The organism is Streptomyces albicerus (assembly GCF_008905045.1).
In the GTDB taxonomy this organism is placed as follows: Bacteria; Actinomycetota; Actinomycetes; order Streptomycetales; family Streptomycetaceae; genus Streptomyces; species Streptomyces albicerus.
This window is the reverse complement of record NZ_VWMY01000052.1, coordinates 24,373-45,542: the sequence shown is the minus strand read 5'-3', so window position 1 is coordinate 45,542 and position 21,170 is coordinate 24,373. Positions and strand designations below refer to the sequence as shown.

At 69.6% G+C, this 21,170-nt stretch carries 14 protein-coding genes and 2 pseudogenes; 11 read left to right on the top strand and 5 right to left on the bottom strand.

The features are described from left to right. The first annotated feature begins 83 nt into the window (after positions 1-83). Complete coding sequence (locus tag GAS53_RS37895) at positions 84-473, top strand: DUF302 domain-containing protein (RefSeq protein ID WP_151482309.1); 390 nt, start codon at positions 84-86, stop codon at positions 471-473. Between the two features lie 92 nt (positions 474-565). Here the strand turns inward: GAS53_RS37895 and GAS53_RS37890 are convergent, their stop codons facing one another. Then, complete coding sequence (locus GAS53_RS37890; RefSeq protein ID WP_151482308.1) at positions 566-2,731, bottom strand: MMPL family transporter; 2,166 nt, start codon at positions 2,729-2,731, stop codon at positions 566-568. 187 nt (positions 2,732-2,918) lie between these two features. Continuing rightward, complete coding sequence (locus GAS53_RS37885; protein WP_151482307.1) at positions 2,919-3,200, bottom strand: metal-sensitive transcriptional regulator; 282 nt, start codon at positions 3,198-3,200, stop codon at positions 2,919-2,921. Positions 3,201-3,851: 651 nt separating this feature from the next. Between GAS53_RS37885 and GAS53_RS37880 the strand changes: the two genes are divergently transcribed. From GAS53_RS37880 to GAS53_RS37860, 5 genes and pseudogenes are all read left to right on the top strand, one after another. Next, the gene (locus GAS53_RS37880) at positions 3,852-4,928 is read left to right on the top strand and encodes a glycoside hydrolase family 5 protein (RefSeq protein WP_151482306.1); all 1,077 of its coding nucleotides are present in this window, start codon (positions 3,852-3,854) and stop codon (positions 4,926-4,928) included. A 240-nt stretch (positions 4,929-5,168) separates the two neighbouring features. Then, the gene (locus tag GAS53_RS37875; protein WP_225859347.1) at positions 5,169-6,827 is read left to right on the top strand and encodes a PucR family transcriptional regulator; all 1,659 of its coding nucleotides are present in this window, start codon (positions 5,169-5,171) and stop codon (positions 6,825-6,827) included. A gap of 395 nt (positions 6,828-7,222) precedes the next feature. Beyond that, on the top strand, positions 7,223-8,683 hold the full coding sequence (locus tag GAS53_RS37870) for an amino acid permease (protein ID WP_151482305.1): 1,461 nt from the start codon (positions 7,223-7,225) through the stop codon (positions 8,681-8,683). Positions 8,684-8,879: 196 nt separating this feature from the next. Continuing rightward, positions 8,880-9,638 carry an IclR family transcriptional regulator gene (locus GAS53_RS37865; protein WP_151482304.1) on the top strand — a complete coding sequence of 253 codons (759 nt, stop codon included), beginning with the start codon at positions 8,880-8,882 and terminating at the stop codon, positions 9,636-9,638. 99 nt (positions 9,639-9,737) lie between these two features. Further along, a pseudogene (locus GAS53_RS37860) lies at positions 9,738-10,889 on the top strand (PP2C family protein-serine/threonine phosphatase); the annotation flags it as partial. A gap of 329 nt (positions 10,890-11,218) precedes the next feature. On the opposite strand, the gene GAS53_RS37855 reads toward GAS53_RS37860, so the two are convergent. Both GAS53_RS37855 and GAS53_RS37850 read right to left on the bottom strand, forming a co-directional pair. After that, positions 11,219-13,438, bottom strand: a complete 2,220-nt coding sequence (locus tag GAS53_RS37855) for an NADP-dependent isocitrate dehydrogenase (protein WP_151482303.1) — start codon at positions 13,436-13,438, stop codon at positions 11,219-11,221. A 106-nt stretch (positions 13,439-13,544) separates the two neighbouring features. After that, positions 13,545-15,050, bottom strand: a complete 1,506-nt coding sequence (locus tag GAS53_RS37850; protein ID WP_404829383.1) for a hypothetical protein — start codon at positions 15,048-15,050, stop codon at positions 13,545-13,547. 364 nt (positions 15,051-15,414) lie between these two features. Between GAS53_RS37850 and GAS53_RS37845 the strand changes: the two genes are divergently transcribed. From GAS53_RS37845 to GAS53_RS37835, 3 genes are all read left to right on the top strand, one after another. Further along, positions 15,415-15,822 (top strand): hypothetical protein, encoded by a 408-nt coding sequence (locus tag GAS53_RS37845; RefSeq protein WP_151482302.1) that lies wholly within the window; start codon positions 15,415-15,417, stop codon positions 15,820-15,822. A gap of 1 nt (position 15,823) precedes the next feature. After that, the gene (locus tag GAS53_RS37840) at positions 15,824-16,765 is read left to right on the top strand and encodes a hypothetical protein (protein ID WP_151482301.1); all 942 of its coding nucleotides are present in this window, start codon (positions 15,824-15,826) and stop codon (positions 16,763-16,765) included. A 198-nt stretch (positions 16,766-16,963) separates the two neighbouring features. Then, positions 16,964-17,518, top strand: a complete 555-nt coding sequence (locus GAS53_RS37835; protein WP_151482300.1) for a dihydrofolate reductase family protein — start codon at positions 16,964-16,966, stop codon at positions 17,516-17,518. Positions 17,519-17,618: 100 nt separating this feature from the next. On the opposite strand, the gene GAS53_RS37830 is transcribed toward GAS53_RS37835, so the two are convergent. Then, complete coding sequence (locus GAS53_RS37830; RefSeq protein WP_192583460.1) at positions 17,619-18,863, bottom strand: DUF418 domain-containing protein; 1,245 nt, start codon at positions 18,861-18,863, stop codon at positions 17,619-17,621. A 213-nt stretch (positions 18,864-19,076) separates the two neighbouring features. On the opposite strand from GAS53_RS37830, the gene GAS53_RS37825 reads away from it, so the two are divergent. Continuing rightward, the gene (locus GAS53_RS37825; RefSeq protein WP_151482299.1) at positions 19,077-19,292 is read left to right on the top strand and encodes a hypothetical protein; all 216 of its coding nucleotides are present in this window, start codon (positions 19,077-19,079) and stop codon (positions 19,290-19,292) included. 75 nt (positions 19,293-19,367) lie between these two features. After that, a pseudogene (locus tag GAS53_RS37820) lies at positions 19,368-21,154 on the top strand (ABC transporter ATP-binding protein). The last annotated feature ends 16 nt before the right edge of the window (positions 21,155-21,170 follow it).

The window sequence follows — 21,170 nt, the reverse complement described above, 5'->3', positions numbered from 1 at the left end:
CCGCGTATACCCATGGGGGTATAGACTCAGTATCGAGAGTGGATACCCCCATGGGTATTTTTGACGGCTAGGAGATGACAGACATGGCGTACGACCGACTGCGGACCGAAGTGGACGCGCCGTTCGGCGAAACCGTGGAGCGGGTGCGCGCGTCCCTGGCCGAGCAGGGCTTCGGAGTGCTCACCGAGATCGATGTGCAGGCGACTCTGCGGGCCAAGCTGGGCGAGGAGATGGAGGACTACCTGATCCTCGGCGCCTGCAATCCGCCGCTCGCGCACCGCGCGCTGGAGGCGGACCGGTCGATCGGGCTGCTGCTGCCGTGCAATGTCGTCGTGCGGACCGAGGGAGGGCGGACGGTCGTCCAGGCGATGGATCCGCAGGCGATGGTCGAGCTGACCGGTCTGGAGCAGATCAAGGACGTCGCGGACGAGGCGACCGCCCGGCTGGAGGCGGCGCTCGCGTCGCTGGCCTGACGCACGATCCGTGTACGAACGCGAAGAAGGGGCCCGGAATCTCCGGGCCCCTTCGCCGTACACGCCCCGCCCTCAGCGGTGCTCAGGCGTGCTCAGTCGTGGGAGAAACGCACCTCGGGCAGCACCTTGCGCAGCCACCCCGGCGCCCACCACGCGGCATGCCCGGCGAGTCGGAGCAGGACCGGCAGCAACACCAGCCGGATCAGGAACGCGTCGAGCAGGACGGCCACGCCGAGCACGATGCCCATCTCCTTGGGCGGCAGCGGGTCGGCCAGCGCGAAGGTGAAGAACACGGCGACCATCACCGCGGCGGCCGCGAAGATGACGCGCCCGGAGTGGGAGAGCGCGCCGATCACCGCCTGCTTGGGGTCGCCAGTGCGCTCGTAGTACTCCTTGGCGGAGGAGAGCAGGAAGACGGTGTAGTCCATCGCGATCGCGAAGATCATGGCGAAGAAGAAGACGGGACCCCAGCCGTCGAGGAAGCCCTGCGATTCGAAGCCGAGCAGGCCGGAGAGGTGTCCGTCCTGGAAGATCAGCTTGGCGATTCCGAAGGCGGCAGCGGTGGCGAGGAGGTTCGTCAGGACCGCGAGGGCGGAGATCAAGGGCGCTTGGAGGGCGACGAGGAGGAGTACGAAGCCGAGGGCCAGGATGACTCCGACGACCAGTGGCGCCTTGTCGTCGAGGGCCTGCTTGAGGTCGAGGTTCTCCACGGCCGCGCCGCCGACCAGGGCGTCGGACGGGAGTTCGCTCCGCAACTCGTCTACGGTTCGGGCGAGTTGCGCGTCGGAGGGGTCGACGGACGGCATGGCCTGGATCATGGTCAAGTCCGAACCGTCGGCGGCCGGTTGGGCCGGGGTGACGGCGGCGATGCCGTCGGCGGCCTTCAACGACCTTGTGGTGTCGTCCACTTGAGCGGACGGCACCACGACCTGGAGCATGCCGGGAGCGCCCTGTCCGAGGGATGCCTGCACGAGCTCGTACCCCTGCCGTGAACTGTCGTTCTCCGGTACGACCTTGATGGACGGCATCGCTGTCTTCAGGCCGAGGACGGGCACGGCCAGCGCTATCAGCGCGACGAGGGCGAGCGCGCCGAAACGCAGGGGCTGCCGCCACAACCGTTCGCCCCAGGCGCCGAAGCGGGGTGAGACGGTTCGGTCGGTACGTGTCCGCGGCAGGGCGAACTTGTTGACGTTCGGGCCGAGTTTGCCGAGAACGGCCGGCAGCAGGGTGAGCGTCGCGGCCAGGACGAAGACGACCGAGAGCATGATGCCGATCGCCATGGTGCGGACGGCGGGTGCGGGCACCAGCATCACGGCGGAGAGGCTGACGAGCACGGTCAGCCCCGACAGGAGGACCGCCTTGCCGGCCGTGTCCATCGTCTCGACCACCGCGCGGCGCCGGTCACCTGTCGCCGCGAGGGCGGCCCGGAAGCGGATGACCAGGAAGAGCGCGTAGTCGATGCCCAGCGCGAGGGCGAACATCAGGGCGAAGTCCATCGCCCAGATGGAGATGGGCGTGAGGTGGCTGAGCAGCACGAGCGAGCCGATGGAGGCGGCCAGGCCCGCCATCGTGAGGAGGAGCGGCAGACCCGCCGCCACAAGGGACCCGAAGGCGAGCACCAGCACGATCAGGGTGACCGGCCAGGACAGGATCTCGGCCTGGATCATCGCCTCGAGGTTGGCGGTGTTGAAGTCGCTCCACATGACCGAGGCGCCGGTGGCGCGCACGGTGACGTCATCGGTGGACAGCTCCCGCAGGGGTTCCTTGAGGTCCTCGGCGGCACGCACCATGTCGTCCGGGTCGGCGTCGGCTCCGCCGAGGACGACGGCGGTCCGTCCGTCCCGGCTGATGCTGACGCCCAGCTGCGGGAGTACGACCTCGGCGATCCGGTCGTCGGCCGTCAGCTCGCGGGTGACCTCGGCGATCACCGCCCGCACGGCCGGGTCCGTGACCTCCTGGCCCTTGGAGCTCACGACTACCTGGATCGCCGACGAGGCGTTCCCGCCGAAGTGCTCCTGAGCCAGTTCCCGCACCCGCACCGACTCCGAGCCGTTGCTCTGCCAGCCGGCCCCCGAGAGCGCCGAGGTGACCTGCGGGGCGAAGGCGCCGAGCACGGCCACCACGAGCAGCCAGCCGATCAGTACGTGCTTGAAGTGCCCGGCGGTCCAGGCGCCGAGCCGGCCCAGCGGTCCGGTCCTGCCCGGCGGCGGCACGTCCGGCGCGCGCTTCGGCGCCTGGGCGGAAGTCGTGGTGGTCACGGTCTGCTCCTCGCTCTGGATACCCCTGGGGGTAATGCTCGCGAGTGACGATAATACCCCCGGGGGTATTTTTCCAAGACGAAGAAGACCGACGGGCCGATGGCCCGCCGGTCTGCAGCGGTTCTGAAGGCGCTCTGAAGGCGTTGTGGAGTCGCTCCGAAGTCGTTTCGGAGGAAGGTGACGGCGGTCAGGCGAGGGAGAGGAAGAGCTTCTCCAGGCGGGCCCGCATCTGGTCGCGGTCCAGTTCCTGCTCGCCGCCCTCGTCGGTCATGCAGCGCTCGAGCCCGGTCGCGATGATGGCGAACCCGGCCCGGTCCAACGCCCGTGACGCCGCTGCCAGTTGGGTCACCACCTCGTCACAGGAACGCCCCTGCTCGATCATGTTGATCACGCCCGCGATCTGCCCCTGGGCCCTCTTGAGCCGATTGATCACGGACTTCAGCTCATCAGCCGCCATCTGCAGTTCCATACGGAGCGCTCCCTTGGTATATACCCCACCCGGTATTGTACGTCCTGTCCGGTGAGGCCCGTGGAGCTCACGCGTTGCCCGGCGAGCACCTCGGTCACAGTGACTACCTGGCCCGCCTCCCTCGATCCGGGCTCCGGGCATCTGCCACGCAGGCAACGGATGTTACGCGTGGGAAACCTTGACGATCGCTGTGCCGGGTGCCACGATTCCGGCGCCGAGCATGTTTACGTAAACATCCCCACGGACCAGCCTCTGTCGCGAGATCAGGTCACCCTTCGCGCGACGCCATGTTTGCGTAAACACCAAGTTGCCGTTGGTGGAGCGAGGAGGAGCGGAACGATGGTGTCTGCACCGCAGGCGAGGGTTCGCGGCACCTGGAAGCCCTCGCTCCAGAGACGCCAATCGTGGATCGACCGGGCGTTTCGCGGGGGAAGCTCGCCGGCCGCCCCAGGGGCCGGCACCGACAAGTACCTCGCTTTGCACCTTCCTTGAGTACGCCAACCTCGACGTCGGCGCGCGGACACGTGGCGAAGGCGGCACCTTCGCAGTCACTACCACGCAGCCGATCCGCCGCCCGCTCAGCCACGCGCAGGCTCCGCCATGCACTGAGTCGCCATCTTCCAAGTCGCAATCTTCTGAAAGGGCAAGCTGATGCGCAAAACCACCACCAGCACCCGCTTCACCTCCCGGCTGCGCGGCGCCTTCGTGGCGATCGCGGTAGCCGCGATCAGCGGCACAACCATCGCCGGCGGCCCCGCCGAAGCCGCGCCGAGCGGAGACACGGCCCAACTCAGCAGAGACACCACCCAGTTCAAGGGCGTGAACTGGGCCGACCCCCGCGACAACTTCGCCGACGACCCCGTCGTGCTGTCCGGTCTGTCGACCTCCGACAGCTACGCCCAGACGTACGCCAAGGCGAGCCGGGTGATCTCGGCGTTCCGCGCGAACCTCGGTGCCAACACCGTCCGGCTGCCCATCAACCCGTACACCGTCAACGGCCGCTACTGGAAGTCGTACCGCGGGGTCATCGACGCGGCATCGGACAAGGGCTTCAAAGTCATCCTCTCCTACTGGGAGGGGACGGGCCCGCGCAAGGACGGCTTCATCGACGACCCCGCCACCTACTGGCCCATGTGGAACACCGTGGTCAAGGCGTACAAGGCCGACAAGCGGGTCTACTTCGAGCCGATGAACGAGCCCCACGGCTACACCGACACCGAGTGGGCCGACATCGCCGCGAAGTGGCTGGCCACCTACCCCTCGGTCCCGCGCAACCAGGTGTTCGTCAGCGGCGCCGGCTACAACGACCACGTCACCTCCGTCTGCGCCGACCCCCGTCTGAAGGGCACCTACCTGTCGCTGCACCACTACGGGTTCTGGAAGGAGTACGCCACCTACGACCAGTGGGTGGCCGACCTCAAGGAGCGCATCGGTGACTGCGCCAACCGGACCGTCGCCGACGAGTTCGGCGCCCATATGACCACCGGTTTCGACTACAACAAGGCGACTCCCGACAACAACTTCATCAACTTCATGCAGGCCGTCACCGACACCTTCCGCGAGCTCAAGATGGGGTCCGTCTACTGGCCCGGCCTGCGCACCGGCGACACCTACTCCATGCAGACCCTGATCGGCGACCCCGCCAGGCCCTGGCTGGCCACCACCAACCAGTCCGGCGCCGACCGCCTCGCCTGGGGCTGGGGACGCGGCAAGCCCGTCCAACCCTGACGGTTTGAATCCACCCGCAGCGCCGATTGCCCTTTCGGCGCGCAGAGGCTCCGTTCCCGGTAGTCGGGGACGGAGCCTCTGCAGCTGTCGTCGCAGGCCGGCCCGAGCCGGCGGGCCCGAGCCGGCGGGCCCGCTCCTGTCTGCTGCGCCGACCGTGGTCTCGTCGGTGCCGGTGCGGTCCGCGTCGCGCGGACGGATAGCATCAGGGCTCCGGCATGGCTCCCAGCAGAGGCGACGATCATGGATCCGGCCGCGGTGCCTCCGCCCGCAGCGGGCATCAGCCTGCGTCAGTTGCTGATGGCCCTGGGTGATTCGCTGGTAGAGGTGCAGGCCGCTCCCGCGGGACTGGACGTCGACATCCGCGGCGTCGCCCTGCTCGACCCCGAGGACCCGCCGACCGCCCAGCCGGGCGAGCTGGTCCTCGCCATCGGTGCCCGTGGCAGAGCCGCTCATCCAGCACTGCGGGCCGCCGGGCGCGACGGGGCCGCGGCGGTCGTGGTCAAACTCGACGGTCCTGGCCAGGCCGCGGCCCTCAGCGAGACCGCCGCCGAGGCCGGGGTCGCCCTGCTCTCGCTGCGCAGCGAAGCACGTTGGGAACAGGTGAACGCGCTGGCGCGCGCCGCCCTCGACGACGCGCCACCGGGCCACCCCGGCGAAGGGACCGAGGAGGGCGACCTGTTCTCGCTCGCCCAGACCACCGCCATCCTCACCAGCGGCATCGTCAGCATCGAGGACGCTGCCAACCGGGTGCTGGCGTACTCCCGCTCCACCGACTCCGACGAGATCGACGACCTGCGGCGGCGCTCCATCCTCGGCTGGCAGGGACCGGAGGCGTATCTGGCCAAGCTGCGCGAGTGGGGAGTGTTCCAGCACCTGCACTCCAGCGACGAGGTGATCAGTATCGACAGCCACCCCGAGCTGGGCATCCGCCGGCGGCTCGCGGTGGCCATCCGGTCCGGGGACCGGCAGCTGGGCACCATCTGGGTGCAGGAGGGCTCTACGCCGCTGTCCGAACGCTCGGGCCAGGCACTGCTGGGTGCCGCCCGGGTCGCCGCGCTCCACCTGGTGCGCCGCCGCCGGGAGCTCTCGGAGGACCTGACGCTCACCCGGACCCTACTGGTCGGCCTTCTGGAGGGGAGCACCGGGTCGCAGCCGCTGGCCACCCACCTGGGATTCGACGCGACCCGCCCGGCCGCTGTCCTGGGCTTCTCGTACGGGACCGCGGAGGTCGTCGGCGCCCCGGAGCCGACCCAGCTCACCGCCGCACCGGAGCTGACCCACACCGAGGTCACCAATCTCGTCTCCGTACACATCGCCGCCCGGCACCGCAGCGCACTGGTCACCCAGGTCGATCCCCGTATCTACGTGCTCCTGCCCCAGCTGCCCCGCAGTTTCGACGTGGACACACTGCGCGGCTGGGGCCAGGAGATCACCGACGCCGCCCGCCGCCACCTGGGCCTGCCCCTGCGTGGCTCGGTCGGTTGCCTGGTGTCCCGGCTCGGGGACGTCCCCGAGTCACGCCGGGAGGCCGACCGCATTCTCGACGCGATGGTGGGGGCCGACGTGACCACCGCGGTCGCCGCGCTGCCGGACATCCAGGCGGAAGTACTGGTCAGCGAAGTGCTGACGCTGCTGTCCGCGCATCCCGAGATACGGGACCCACGGCTGACCGCCCTCGTCTCGCACGACAGCCGGCACCAGGGCCGCCTGGCCGAGTCCCTTCTGACCTACCTGAACTGTTTCGGTGACGTACGGGCTGCCGCCGCCCAGCTGCATGTGCACCCCAACACGCTGCGCTACCGCCTCCGCCGGGCCGAGGAGCTGACCGGTCTCGAGCTGAGCCGACCCGACCAGCGTCTGCTTGCCATGCTCCAGCTGCGGCTGCCGCCCACCACCTGAACCCGCTCCCGCATTGGCCGGTCGTACAACCGTCAACGACGAGTTTGTCGTCGCGCACAAACACCTCGCCCCATGACGCCCCATACGCTTGCGCAAATCTATTTCCGCCAGTGACGCAGACCGCCTCTCACAAGGAGGCGGACCCAGCGCGGACGTGCGGTGACGACCCCATCACCTGCACGGCATCCGGATACCGCGCCCCACGCTGTGAACACTTTCGGAAATCTTCAGGGCCATGGCCGCTCCCCTGCGTACCCGGCCTGCTTGTCCCCGTCCACCGAGGCGATCCGGGGATCCGGCGATCAGTGAACCGGTGACCCGCGATGCGGTGCCCGGCGATCCGGGCAGCCACCCCCCGCACGGCCCGCCCTCCCAACCACTCAATGGATGTCGACATGACTACACGTCCCCCTGATTCTCCGGCCCCTGCCGCCGCTCCACCCACCGCTGGTCTGCCGCCGGAGCAGGAAGGTCTGCGGGCCGGTCTCAAGAACCGCCATCTGTCCATGATCGCCATCGGCGGCGTGATCGGCGCCGGCCTCTTCGTGGGCTCCGCCTCCGGAATCGCCGCCGCCGGGCCCGCCATCCTGCTGTCGTACGCACTGGTCGGCGCCCTCGTCGTCTTCGTGATGCGGATGCTCGGCGAGATGGCCGCGGCCAACCCGACCTCCGGCTCCTTCTCCGCCTACGCGGACCGGGCGCTGGGCCGCTGGGCCGGGTTCTCGATCGGCTGGCTGTACTGGTTCTTCTGGGTCGTCGTACTCGCCGTGGAGGCGACCGCGGGTGCCGTGATCCTGGAAGGGTGGGTGCCGGCCGTACCGCAGTGGGCATGGGCACTGATCGTGATGGTCGTCCTCACCGCCACGAACCTGATCTCGGTCGGCTCCTTCGGCGAGTTCGAATTCTGGTTCGCCGGCATCAAGGTCGTCGCCATCTCGGGCTTCATCCTCCTCGGCGGCCTGGCGATCTTCGGTGTGCTGCCCGGCTCCGACCACGCAGCGACGGGCTTCAGCAACCTCACCGAGCACGGCGGCTTCCTGCCGAACGGGCCCGGCACGATCCTCACCGGCATCCTGCTGGTCGTCTTCTCCTTCATGGGCAGCGAGATCGTCACCCTTGCCGCCGGTGAGGCCCCGAACGCACGACAAGCGGTCGCCAAGGCCACCAGGAGCGTGATCTGGCGGGTCGGCGTCTTCTACGTCGGTTCGATCCTCGTCGTGGTCTCCCTGCTGCCGTGGAACGACCCCTCGATCGAGAAGAAGGGCTCGTACGTCGCGGCCCTGGACTCGATCGGCATCCCGCATGCCGGCGAGATCATGAACTTCATCGTGCTGACCGCCGTACTGTCCTGTCTCAACTCCGGCCTCTACACCGCCTCCCGGATGGCCTTCTCCCTCGGGCAGCGCGACGACGCCCCGCGGTCCTTCGCACGGACGAACGCGCGAGGTGTCCCGCAGGCGGCGATCCTGGCCTCCGTGGCCTTCGGCTTCGTGGCCGTCGGCTTCAACTACCTGTGGCCGGACACGGTGTTCCAGTTCCTGCTGAACTCATCGGGCGCGGTCGCGCTCTTCGTATGGCTGGTCATCTGCTTCTCGCAACTGCGGATGCGGGGGATCATCCTGCGCGAGAGCCCGGAGAAGCTCGTCGTCCGGATGTGGCTGTTCCCGTATCTGACGTGGGCGACGATCGCGATGATCTCGTTCGTGCTGGTCTACATGCTCACCGACGACAAGGAGGGCGGCGGGCGGAGCCAGGTGCTGCTCTCGGTGCTCGTTGCCGCGGTGGTGATCGCGATCTCGTTGGTGCGGGAGCGGGCCCGCCGCAAGGACACCGAGGAGGCGGTTGCGTCACGGTAGCTGCCGCAGGTGGGTGGGCGTGGGGGTTCTTTTCCCCAAGCCCACCCCTTCCCGAGGCTGGGTGCTGCGCCCCCAGGCCCCCCTCGAGAGGTATGTGTCTCGGCTGCTGGTCCGTCGTGGCTGGTCGTGCAGTTCCCCGCGCCCCTTACGGGGCGCGAATCTTGCCTGTCTCGTGCGCTGGGCGCACGCTGGTCGTATGGCTAGAGGCGACGGCCCTACGCTCATCAGCTCCGTTCAGCGGGCCTTCCGTCTGCTGGAGGCGGTCAGCACGCACGAGAACGGCGCCCCGGCGAAGCAGCTGGCTCGTGAGACGGAGCTGCCCCTGGCCACCGCGTATCACCTGCTGCGGACGCTGGTCCACGACGGATACGTACGGAAGCTGGACGACGGCGGGTTCATCCTGGGCGACAAGCTGCAGACGCTGCACACCGCGGGCCGCGGGCAGGCGCTGCTCAGCCGAGTCCGTCCCACGCTCGCCGCCCTGCGGGACGAGCTTGCCACCGCCGCCTACCTCACCTTCTACGAAGAGGGCGAGATCCGGGTCGCCGAGATCGTCGACAGCCCCCGGGCGCCCCGGGTCGACCTCTGGGTGGGATTCGAGGACGCGGGGCACGCCACCGCGCTCGGCAAGTCCGTGCTGCGCGAACTGGACGACGACTCCCGCAAGGACTACCTCTCCCGGCACCGCCTCGCCGACCTCACGCCTCGGACCATCACCAGCCTTCCGGAGCTGCTGCGGCGGCTCGATTCCTCACCCGTGGCCCCGGCCGTCACGGACCTGGAGGAGTACGCCCTGGGCACGGTCTGCGTCGCGGTGCCCGTCTACAGCGGGGACACACTCGGCTCGCTCGGCGTCTCGCTGCCGGTCGACCGGCTGTCCCGGCTCGAGGAGATCCGGGCGAGGCTGCTCCCGACCGCGAGTCGCGTGACCAGGGGCCTGTCGCTCACTATCTGAAAACCCTCTCCTTGTGGCGCCCGAGCCGAGCCTCTTTCCTGGATGAAACAGACATTCCAGGAGCGCATTCCGCGCATACGTGAGGACTGCGGACAAGACATGAGTCAGGCCCGAGACCATGGTGGCGATCACTGGCCGATACGGCCGTTCAGGAACCTAGTGGCCGGTCCAGGGGCGTCGGCCAGGAAGCGCGCCGCCGCGCGGTTGGCCGCCGGTACACCCCTCCTGCCCGTGCTGATCGTCTCGGCCGTCGTGCTCGTCGACCTCGTCGGCGGCGCGGGGATGATCTCGCTGCCCCTGCTCGCGGCCGGGCCCGCGCTGGCCGCCACCACCAGCGGGCCGCGCGGAGTCCTCTGTGTCGGTCTTCTCGCCGGAGTGCTGGGCGTGACGCTCGGAATCAGGGACGATGTTCCGGGCCACGAGCTGGCGGTCGTACTGTCCGCCCTGGCGGCCGTCACTCTGGCGAGTGGCCTGGCCAGCGCGTTGCGCGGGCGTCGTGAGCGGGTGCTCGCGGCCGTCCGCTCGGTCGCGGAGGCCGCCCAGCACGCGCTGCTCAAGCCCGTACCGGCGACGGTCGGCCCGTTCCAGGTGGCCGTCCGCTACAGCGCCGCGGCGGCGGAGGCCCGGATCGGCGGGGATCTCTACGCGCTGGTGCCCACCCCGTACGGGGTCAGGCTGATCGTCGGCGATGTGCGCGGCAAGGGGCTGCCCGCCGTGGGGACCGCCGCCCTGGTGCTCGGTGTCTTCCGTGAGGCCGCTTACGACGAGCCCGATCTCCTCGCCGTCGTCGGCAGGATCGAGCGGAGCCTGGCGCGCAACCTCGGGAGCGACGACTTCGTCACCGCCGTGGTCGCCGGATACCCGCGGGCAGGGCAGCTGGAAGTGGTCAACTGCGGACACGCGCCTCCGCTGCTGGTACGCCCGTCCGGAGGCGTCGTGGCGGTGGAGCCCGCCCGTCCGGCCCCGCCCCTCGGGCTGCGCGCCCTCACGGGCGAGACCCCCAGCCTCCAGGTACTGCCGTTCGCCGACGGGGATCAACTGCTGCTCTACACCGACGGGGTCACCGAGGCCCGCGATCACGGCCGTGAGTTCTATCCGCTCGCCGAAGGGCTGGCGCGCCACGTGTCCGACGAGCCGGCGCGCACCCTCACGGCGCTCCATGACGAACTGCTGGCGCATGTGGGCGGCCGACTGCACGACGATGCGGCGCTGCTTCTGCTCCGCAAACCGGCCGTTCCCGAAGCGACCGGACCGCGGGCCGTGCACCAGGACGGCGCTGAGTTCCCTCTCCAGGAGCGGCGCCGCGAGGATCCCCCGCCCTGTGCGATGGCATCAGCGATACCGCAACCAAGTCCTCCAGCAGCGCGAGACGGTGACGCCGGATCAGGGCCGGAACAGCGTGCGTGGCGTGCCCTTGCGCTCGGCGTCGCCGATCACGTCGAGGCCGTGCGCAGGTGGAGGGCGTCAAGGACGCTCATGAGCGGAGCCGTCGCGCGTCGCAGCCCGGGGTCCGGGTCCCGGGAATGGGACCGCCCCGGCTGACGGGTTGTCAGCCGGGGCGGAAACAGGCGCCGTTGGCGTCAGGCGAGCGTCGCGATCGCCTGGTTGAAGGTGGCCGACGGGCGCATCACGGTCGAGGCCTTGGCCGGGTCGGGCTGGTAGTAGCCGCCGATGTCGGCCGGCGAGCCCTGCACCGCGAGCAGTTCGTCGACGATCGTCTGCTCCTGCGCGGTCAGCGTCTCGGCGAGCGGGGCGAACACCTTGGCGAGCGCCGCGTCGTCGGTCTGCTTCGCCAGCTCCCGCGCCCAGTAGAGCGCGAGGTAGAAGTGGCTGCCGCGGTTGTCGATGCCACCGAGGCGACGGCTCGGCGACTTGTCGTTCTCCAGGAACAGAGCGGTCGCGCGGTCGAGGGTGTCCGCGAGGACCTGGGCGCGTGCGTTGTCCGTGGTCTGCGCGAGGTGCTCGAAGCTGGAGGCCAGCGCGAGGAACTCGCCCAGGCTGTCCCAGCGCAGGTAGTTCTCCTTGACCAGCTGCTGCACGTGCTTCGGCGCGGAGCCGCCGGCGCCCGTCTCGAAGAGGCCGCCGCCGTTCATCAGCGGGACGACCGAGAGCATCTTGGCGCTGGTGCCCAGCTCCAGGATCGGGAACAGGTCGGTCAGGTAGTCACGCAGGACGTTGCCGGTGACCGAGATCGTGTTCTCGCCGCGGCGGATGCGCTCCACGGACAGCTTGGTCGCCTCGACCGGGGACAGGATGCGGATGTCCAGGCCCTCGGTGTCGTGCTCCGGAAGGTACTGCTTGACCTTCTCGATGAGCACGGCGTCGTGGGCGCGGTCCTCGTCCAGCCAGAACACGGCCGGGTCGCCGGTCGCGCGGGCACGGGTGACGGCCAGCTTGACCCAGTCCCTGATCGGGTCGTCCTTGGTCTGGCAGGCGCGGAAGATGTCGCCGGCGGAGACGGTCTGCTGCAGGACGACGTTCCCGGCCTGGTCCACGAGACGGACCGTACCGGTGGTCGGGATCTCGAAGGTCTTGTCGTGGCTGCCGTACTCCTCGGCCTTCTGCGCCATCAGACCGACGTTCGGCACCGAGCCCATCGTCGACGGGTCGAAGGCGCCGTTCGCGCGGCAGTCGTCGATGACGACCTGGTAGACGCCGGAGTAGCTGCTGTCCGGGAGGACCGCGAGGGTGTCGGCCTCCTGACCGTCCGGGCCCCACATGTGGCCGGAGGTGCGGATCATCGCCGGCATGGAGGCGTCGACGATGACGTCGGACGGGACGTGCAGGTTGCCGATGCCCTTGTCGGAGTCGACCATGGCGAGCTCCGGGCCCTCGGCGAGCTCGGCGTCGAAGGACGCCTTGATCTCGGCGCCCTCGGGCAGGGACTCCAGGCCCTTGTAGAGGCCGCCCAGGCCGTCGTTCGGGGTCAGACCGGCGGCGGCGAGCTTCTCTCCGTACTTCGCGAACGTCTTCGGGAAGAAGGCGCGCACGACGTGACCGAAGATGATCGGGTCGGAGACCTTCATCATCGTGGCCTTGAGGTGCACGGAGAACAGCACGCCCTCGGCCTTGGCGCGGGCGATCTGCGCCGTGAGGAACTCGCGCAGCGCGGCGACGTGCATGACGGACGCGTCCACGACCTCGCCCGCGAGGACGGGTACGGACTCACGCAGGACCGTGGTGGAGCCGTCGTCGCCCGCCAGCTCGATGCGCAGGGCGCCGGCCTCGGAGATCACCGCGGACTTCTCCGTGGAACGGAAGTCGTCGACGCCCATGGTCGCGACGTTCGTCTTCGACTCGGGGGTCCAGGCACCCATGCGGTGCGGGTGGTTCTTCGCGTAGTTCTTGACCGAGGCGGGGGCGCGGCGGTCGGAGTTCCCCTCGCGCAGCACCGGGTTCACGGCGCTGCCCTTGACCTTGTCGTAACGGGCGCGGATGTCGCGCTCCTCGTCGGTCTTCGGGTCGTCCGGGTAGGCCGGGAGTGCGTAGCCCTGCGCCTGCAGCTCGACGATCGCGGCCTTCAGCTGCGGGATCGAGGCCGAGACGTTCGGCAGCTTGATGATGTTGGCCTCGGGCGTCTTGGCCAGGTCACCGAGCTCGGCGAGGGCGTCGGGGACGCGCCGGCCCTCCTCCAGGAACTCGGGGAAGAGGGCGATGATCCGCCCGGCCAGCGAGATGTCACGGGTTTCCACAGTGACACCGGCCTGCGACGCGTACGCCTGGACCACCGGCAAGAACGAATATGTCGCCAGGGCCGGGGCCTCGTCAGTGTGCGTATAGATGATGGTCGAGTCAGTCACCGGGTGCTCCGCTCCACGTCTGCAACATTGCTCGACATCAAGATATCTCGTGATCGGACCTGACCGGACAGGAGGCCGCACAAGTACGCCACAGCCCGGCCGAAGGTCATCGGTTGCGGGCCTCGTCCGGGCTCGGCGCGACATAGAGGCGCAGGCCACCGGCGAGGTGCTGTTCCCAGTCGCGGGCGTACGCGGGCGGTTGCCCGTCCGGCATGGTGAGGACGGCGACCGGCAACCGCTGGGCGGCCCGCAGGATCTCCGCCTGGGTGGTGTTGGCGTTGTGCCCGTGCGTGTGGACGGAGCGGCACTCGGCGTAGAAGGCGATCGGGATGGCCAGGTGTCCGGTCAGCAGACAGGGCGGCCGTACACCGAGGCGGTGCAGTTCGGCCGCGGTGCGGGTCCACTCGCGGTGGCCGGCGGTGGTGCGGTCCGCGGTGCGGTCCAGGACCACGTACTGGACGGCCAGGTGGCAGGCGAGACCCAGGGTCACCAGTGCCGCCGCCACCGGCCGTCGTTTCCGGCTCGAGACGGTGACCAGATGGATGAGCGCGTCGGCGACCGGGATGGCCAGCAGGGCGTAGACGGGCAGCAGGAAGCGCGGCGCGGCATATCCGATCATGAACAGGTACGGGATGCCCGCTGTCGTGGCGCAGGCCAGGGGCAGAAGTGTGCGCGCGGTGCGCCGGGCCCTGATCGCGACGGCCAGCCCGAGGGCGGCGAGCAGCGGCAGCGCCAACCACCACACGATCACCGGCGCGGCCGGTAGCGAACCGGTGCACGGACGGCACAGGGTGCGCCCGCTCAGGCTGCGCAGCTGATCACCGATGGCGATGTTCCAGCCCAGTCCGCCCTGGATCCGGGAGGCATCGGCGAGCCGGGCGCCCAGGCCGCCGTGGCTGACGTACGCCTCGACGATCCACTCTCCCGCTCCGGCCGCCAGCCCGACGACGAGCACCGCCAGCAGGTCAAGTCGCCGCCGGCGTCGGACGCACACCAGCACAACGAGCAGCGGGAGGGTGACCCAGACGGCGTCGGTGGGCCGCATCAACGCCAGCAGCGCCGCGCTCGCGCCCAGGCCCCACAGTGCCGCCCGGTCACGGCGGTCGGCCTGGGCGCGCAGGAAGTAGCCCACGCCCGCCAGGGCGCCGATCGCCACCCAGTAGTTGGGCATGGCCTGCGGGCCGTAGAACACGGTCACCCACAGCGTCGCGAACAAGGCACCCCCGGCGCCCACCACGCGTGCCGGGAAGAGGCCTCGCCAGGCGCGCAACGCCAAGAAGAGGCCGAGCCCGGCCAGCAGGGCCAGATAGACCCTCAGCAGCGACGTGGACGACGACCACGAGGCGATCGGCGCGACCAGCAGCGAGACGCCGCGGGCGCGCGGAGCGCTGAAGAACGCCGCCGGGGCGTGGCCGCTGACCTGACTGACGTACACCGTCTCGTCCCAGCCGAGACCCATCCACGGCCGTACGAGCACCAGTTGGGCCAGCGTGAAGCCGGCCGCCACCGCAGCCGGCCAGACCTGGCCTCCGCCGCGTCGTACACCGCGGAGCGCTCGCATCGGGCCGCGTCGCTCGGCTCCGGCGAGCGGGACGTTCAAGGTCTTGGCCATCGTCCACCCTTCATCCCCATGAGCTGCGGGGCTCTTCCGCTACGCGGGGGCGCGGGAGCGGAAGGTGGAGGTCAGTAAAAACACGGATAAATTACCGCGCACGCTTCAGAGGTGCAGAGCGGAGATCGCGGAGTTCCGGCCGCGCAACGGGCAGTTCCGGAAGCGGCGTTCACCGGCCACCGCACTGCGCGGGCTCGCTTCCGGCATGCGCCGCGACGCTCAGACACCCGGACGACTTCACCGCAAGGGAGGAGGTGTGCGCCCATCCGGAGCAGCGGACCGCCAAGGCCAAGGCCGGCCGACAAGCGCCCGACGGCTTCTGAACTCGGTACGAATGTGAACCAGGTATGGATACTCTGACGCCGTGGCAGGGCTCCGTGAGCGCAAGAAGGAACGGACCAGGCAGCGGGGCGAGTCCCCGCTGGACGCCCTCCGAGCGCACTGCCATGCGGCGACCGACGAGCGCCTGCCCTCATTGGACAGAGATGCACTGATCCAGCGAATCGGCGTGATCTTCGAGACGCCCGCACTCAGCAGCGCCGCCAGCGGCCAGCTCCACCGGCAGCGCCGGTCGCCGGCACGCGTGCCGGCCGAGGAGCACGGCGAAACGGCAGCCGCACGGATGGCGGCCCAGATCGCCGCGTCGCTCCCCACCCTTCAAGAGTCCTACTGCCACCGGCTCGCGGACGGTGCGTCACCGCAGGACGTGGCCCGCACGCCGGCCGCGCACATCGACCTGCTGGAACGGTCTCAACCAATCGAAGGGCAGTGACATGCGCGCACGAGGGATCAACTACGACACCGGCTTCCTCCCCGGAAAGAGCATCTCCCGCAAGGCCTTCGCCCCCGAGACCGTCCGGCACGACATCACGGTGATCGCCGAGGAGCTGCACTGCGATGCCGTACGGCTGTCCGGCCGGATCCCCGAACGGCTGAGCACCGCCGCCCGATACGCGGCCGCCGCCGGCCTCGAGATCTGGTTCGCGCCCTTCCCCGTCGACCTCTCCCCCAAGGAGCTGCTCCCTTTCTTCGCCGATTGCGCGGAACGCGCCGAAGCCGCACGACAGGGCGGGGCGGAGGTCGTGTTCGTGGTCGGATGCGAGATGAGTGTCTTCTGTCATGGCTTCATCCCCGGTGAGACCTACGGCGACCGTCTGCAGACCATGGCCACCGCCGACATGGAGTGGTGGACGTCGCTCGGTCCCGTGCAGGAGCGGCTCAGCGGTTTTCTCGCCGAGGCCGCAGAGGTCGTCCGAGATCGTTTCGGCGGCCGGATCACGTACGCCTCCGGCCCCTGGGAGGCCGTCGACTGGCGGCCGTTCGACCTCGTCGGCGTCGACGCCTATCGAGCCGCCTACAACGCCGACACGTTCCGGTCCGAAGTGCGCGCGCACATCACCCACGGCAAGCCGGTCGCGGTGATCGAGTACGGCACCTGCGCCTACCGGGGAGCGGGCGAACGCGGCGGTATGGCCTGGCAGGTACCACCGGGTGCGGTGCCCGACGAGAGCGAACAGGTGCGCTACCTCACCGAGTTGCTGGACATCTTCGAGGAGGAGGGTGTCGACACCGCGTTGTGGTTCACCTTCGCCGGCTACGGCAAGACGGCTGAGCACGACATCAGCTCGTACGGCGTGGTCCGCATGCTCGACGATGCACGCTGGGAGCCGAGGGAGGTCTTCCACAGGATGGCGGCGAGGTACGCGGACGCGTGAGGCGGTGAAGACCAATGAGCAGCCATTGGCCATGAGCACGTCTGTTGCTGAGCGGCCACCAGGTTGTGCCGGCTCCTCCGCCCGTGGGGCTCCGGACAGGCCTACCGGTCGCTGCGTTTGGCCGCCCTGCCTGCGATGAGTTCCGGCGCTCCATCGGGTCTCCACGCTGGACGACCTCTACGACCAAGGAGGAGTTTCATGGGCAAGGTCATCTACTGGATGAACACCTCGATCGACGGCTACATCGAGGATCCCGACGGTCGCCTGGACTTTATGGACCCGGCCGAGGACTTTCAGCAGGCGGCGAACGACCATGTCCGCCGGACCGCGGCGTTCCTGTTCGGGCGGCGGCTGTACGAGGCGATGGAAAAGCCCTGGACGCAGGACCTCGGCAAGGAAGGCGCCCCGGCCGTCGAGCGGGAGTTCGCCCAGCTCTATAAGGAGACACCGCGGTACGTCTTCTCCGACACTCTCCAGACCGTCCCCGAAGGACTTACGATCGTCCGTCGCAAGGACGCCGTGTCCGAGGTGACGCGCCTCAAGCAGGAGATCGACGGCACGCTCCAGCTCGGCGGCCCCGAGCTCGCCGCCTCCCTGCTGGACCTGATCGACGAGTTCTGGGTGTACGCGTTCCCCGTGATCGTCGGGGGCGGCAAGCCGTACCTTCCCGTGAGAGAAGGACTGCGGCTGCGCCTGGTCGAGCACCGTTCCCTCGCCTCAGGAACCACGTTCCGGCGCTTTGTACGACCCTGACCGACCAGGAGCCGACCCCGGGTGCACCCACGAGGGCCAGCGGCCGTACGCCCGAGCACGATCCAGGACGAAGTGGAGGCCGAGCCACCCCGGCCTGGCCTCATCGGATGTGCTTGGCCGGTTTGGTGGCGGCGTTGAGCAGGTACTCCAGGGGTCCGCGGCGGAAGAAGCGGGACCAGATCGCGGCGAACACGATCGCCCCGAGGACGAACATGAGCAGCGTCGCCCAGGACTCCTCATCGTTGGTCGCGCCGAACGAAGGCAGCCAGCCCTGTATGACGAAGTGGCCGACGTAGGCGGTCAGGGACATGGTGCCCACGGCGATGACCGGTTTGGCCAGGCGGCGCAGTCGCGGGAGGCGGTCCATCGCCACCGTCGCGCCCACGATCACGAGGATCGCGACTCCCACGCTGCCGATGATGTCGAACGTGGTGCCGCTGTGCGGCCCGGCCGTCAAGAGCGACGATGCCTGGGACTCGAGCGACCCGCTGTCGAGGGGCATCGACCCGGAGCCGCCGGACGACGGCCCGTCTTCCGCCGTGCTCCTCAACGCGTCCTTGCCGGCCAGCAGCAAGGACATGCCGTACGCGGCCACGGTGAGGGCGGCGCCGAGCGCGGCTAGGCGCCGCTGGACGGCGGTCGCGGACAGGTCGAAGCGGGCCAGCGCCATACCGGCGATCACGAACGGAATCCATGTGATCGTCGGGTAGAAGCCGGTGAACAGCAGATCGAGCACTCCCACGTCACTGAGCCGGTGGAGCGGGTCGTAGGCGTTGATGCTCTGCCGGACCGACTCGGTCAGCACCGAGTACAGGGCGAACGACAGCTGTGGTGTGACAAGGGCGAGGGCGGCCGCGATGATCGCGAGTGTCTTGGCGCGCAGGCGCAGCAGGGGCAGGGCCAGCAGGAAGTAGACCCCGTAGAAGCCGAGGATGACCACTCCCCCGTATTCCATCGCCATCGCGGTACCCAGCGCCGGCAGGACCACGGCGCGGATCGCGATCCGGGCCTTCGCCTGCCGGCCGGCCAGGCCGGTCTTCGGCTCCCGGCGGCCGGCGAGCAGCATCAGTGAGAACCCGGCGAGGGTGGCGAACAGGACCGACGAGTGACCGTCCGACATGTACCGGACCCAGCTGCCGACGCCGTCCGTGGCCGACAGCGCAGGACCGATGTGCACGACATACATGCCGAACACCGCCAGCGCACGGGCCAGGTCCACCCCGACGAGGCGCCCCATCGAAGGGCCTGGCGGGGCCGACGCGGCGGACTCGGGCGGGGTTCGGGACTGCGGAGGCGAGGTCTCCCGCGGGGCTGATGTGTCCTGCGGTGACTGTGTCTGTGTCATGCACAGAATGTCGCGTTGGACGTCCGAGGGCGGACCATCCGGCAGGCTTCGGTAACGGCCCCGCCGGTCGGCGGATACCGCCCCGCCGACCGGCGGAGTCACGTCCCGACCGGTCCGGCGCGACCGGACGGCGGTCTTTTCCAGCCACTCGGCGGGGGTGGACCCGACAGTTGCCGGATGGGCGCGGGTCGGCCGGGCTTCCAGGCTGGAGGCATGACACACCGTGCGCGATACAAGGAGCCCGACACTTCCCTCGGGTCATCGGCCGACGTACCGGGCCGGGAGGTCATGCCTGGCGGGGGCGCGTTTCTGGAATTCCTCGGCGTGACGCTGGCGGCGGGCGCCTTCGTCCTGTTCGTCGTGTGTCCTTCGGTCTCCGAAGTGCTGGTGCACGCCCACGCCACGAGGGCGGCCGCATTCGTCCCCTGAGCCGGCGCATGCTCACGCACTGATGCACCGGACCGCTGATGCGGTGCCCGTCAGACCGCAGAAGAAAGGAATTCCGTGAACACCGCATCCGCCCCGACGACGGATGAAACGTCCCTGTCCGCCCGAGAGACGGTCAAGGCGCTGTACGCGTATGTCCGCCCGCACCGGTGGGCCGTCGCACTCGGCCTGCTGTGCTCCCTGGTCGGGGCCGCCGGGGGACTGCTGCAGCCGCTGGCCACGAAGACACTGGTGGACCGGCTGGCGACAGGTGAGACCATCGCCGGGATCTTGATCGCGCTCACCGCGCTGGTGGTGCTGGGCACGGCCGTCGAGGCGTTCGGCGCGTATGTGCTGGAGCGGACGGCGGAGTCGGTGGTCCTGGCCGCGCGGCGCACCCTTGTGGGGCGGTTGCTGCGGCTGCGGATCGCGGAGTGGGAGCGGATCCCGCCGGGCGACCTGATGTCCCGGGTCACCTCGGACACCACGCTGCTGCGGGCGGTCAGCACCCAGGCGGTCGTCTCCGCGGCCACCGGCGCGGTGGCGTTCGTGGCGGCGATCGCGATGATGGCGTTCCTGGACGTCGTGCTGCTGGGTGTGACGCTCGGCGTGGTCGTGCTGGTCGGCGGGGCCGCCGCGCTGGTGATGCCGAGAATCGCCCGCGCCACCGAACGTTCGCAGGAGGCGGTCGGGGAGATCTCCATCGCGCTGGAGCGGGTCTTCGGGGCGTTCCGCACGGTGAAGGCGTCCGGTGCCGAGGAGCGGGAGACCGCCCGGGTGGAGGCGGCGGCACGGCGGGCGTGGCGGCACGGCGTGAAGAGCGCGAAGTGGGAGTCCGTGGCAGGCTCGGCGGACGAACTCGCCGTACAGCTGGCCTTCCTCGCGGTGCTCGCGGTCGGCGGGGCGCGGGTGGCGTCCGGGGAGATCCCCGTATCCACCCTCATTGCCTTCCTGCTGTACCTCTTCTACCTGATCGAACCGGTGTCCAAGCTGGTCGACGCCGTGACCCACTATCAGGAGGGGGCGGCCGCGATCTCCAGGATCGCGCACGTGGAACGCCTCTCGACGGAGCCGCCCGCCCGGCAGACGGGCACCGTGCCCAGACAGCGGGCAGCGGTGTCGGGTCCGGCGTCGGTCCGCTTCGAGGACGTGTCCTTCCGCTACCGTCCGGGCCTGCCGTACATCCACCAGCAGGTGAGTTTCGAGGTACCGGGCACCGGGATGACGGCCTTCGTGGGCCCCTCCGGCGCGGGCAAGTCGACGGTCTTCGCGCTCATCGAGCGGTTCTACGAGGCCACCGGCGGCCGGGTCCTGGTCGACGGCAAGGACGTACAGGACTGGTCCCTGTCCGAGCTGCGGTCTGCCATCGGGTACGTGGAGCAGGACGCTCCTGTGTTGGCCGGCACGCTGCGCGAGAACCTGGTCTTCGCGGCGCCCCGCGCGACGGACGACGACATCCGCGACGTCCTGGCCCGGACGAGGCTCGACACCGTCGTCGAGCGCCTGCCCCACGGCCTGGACACCTCGCTCGGACACCGCGGCTCGAAGCTGTCGGCGGCGAGCGGCAGCGCATCGCCATCGCCCGCGCCCTGCTGCGGCGGCCCCGGCTGCTGCTGTTGGACGAGGCGACCTCGCAACTCGACGCCGTCAACGAACTGGCGCTGCGGGACGTCATCGCGGAGCTGGCCCGCGAGACCACCGTGCTGGTGGTGGCCCACCGCCTGTCGACGGTGACAGACGCCGACCGGATCATCGTCATGGACGCCGGACGAGTACGGGCCGTGGGCACCCACGAGGAACTGGTGGCCCACGACCGGCTGTACGCACAGCTGACGGCCACCCAGCTCCTGGCCCCCACGCGATGACCAGCCATGCGGTGTG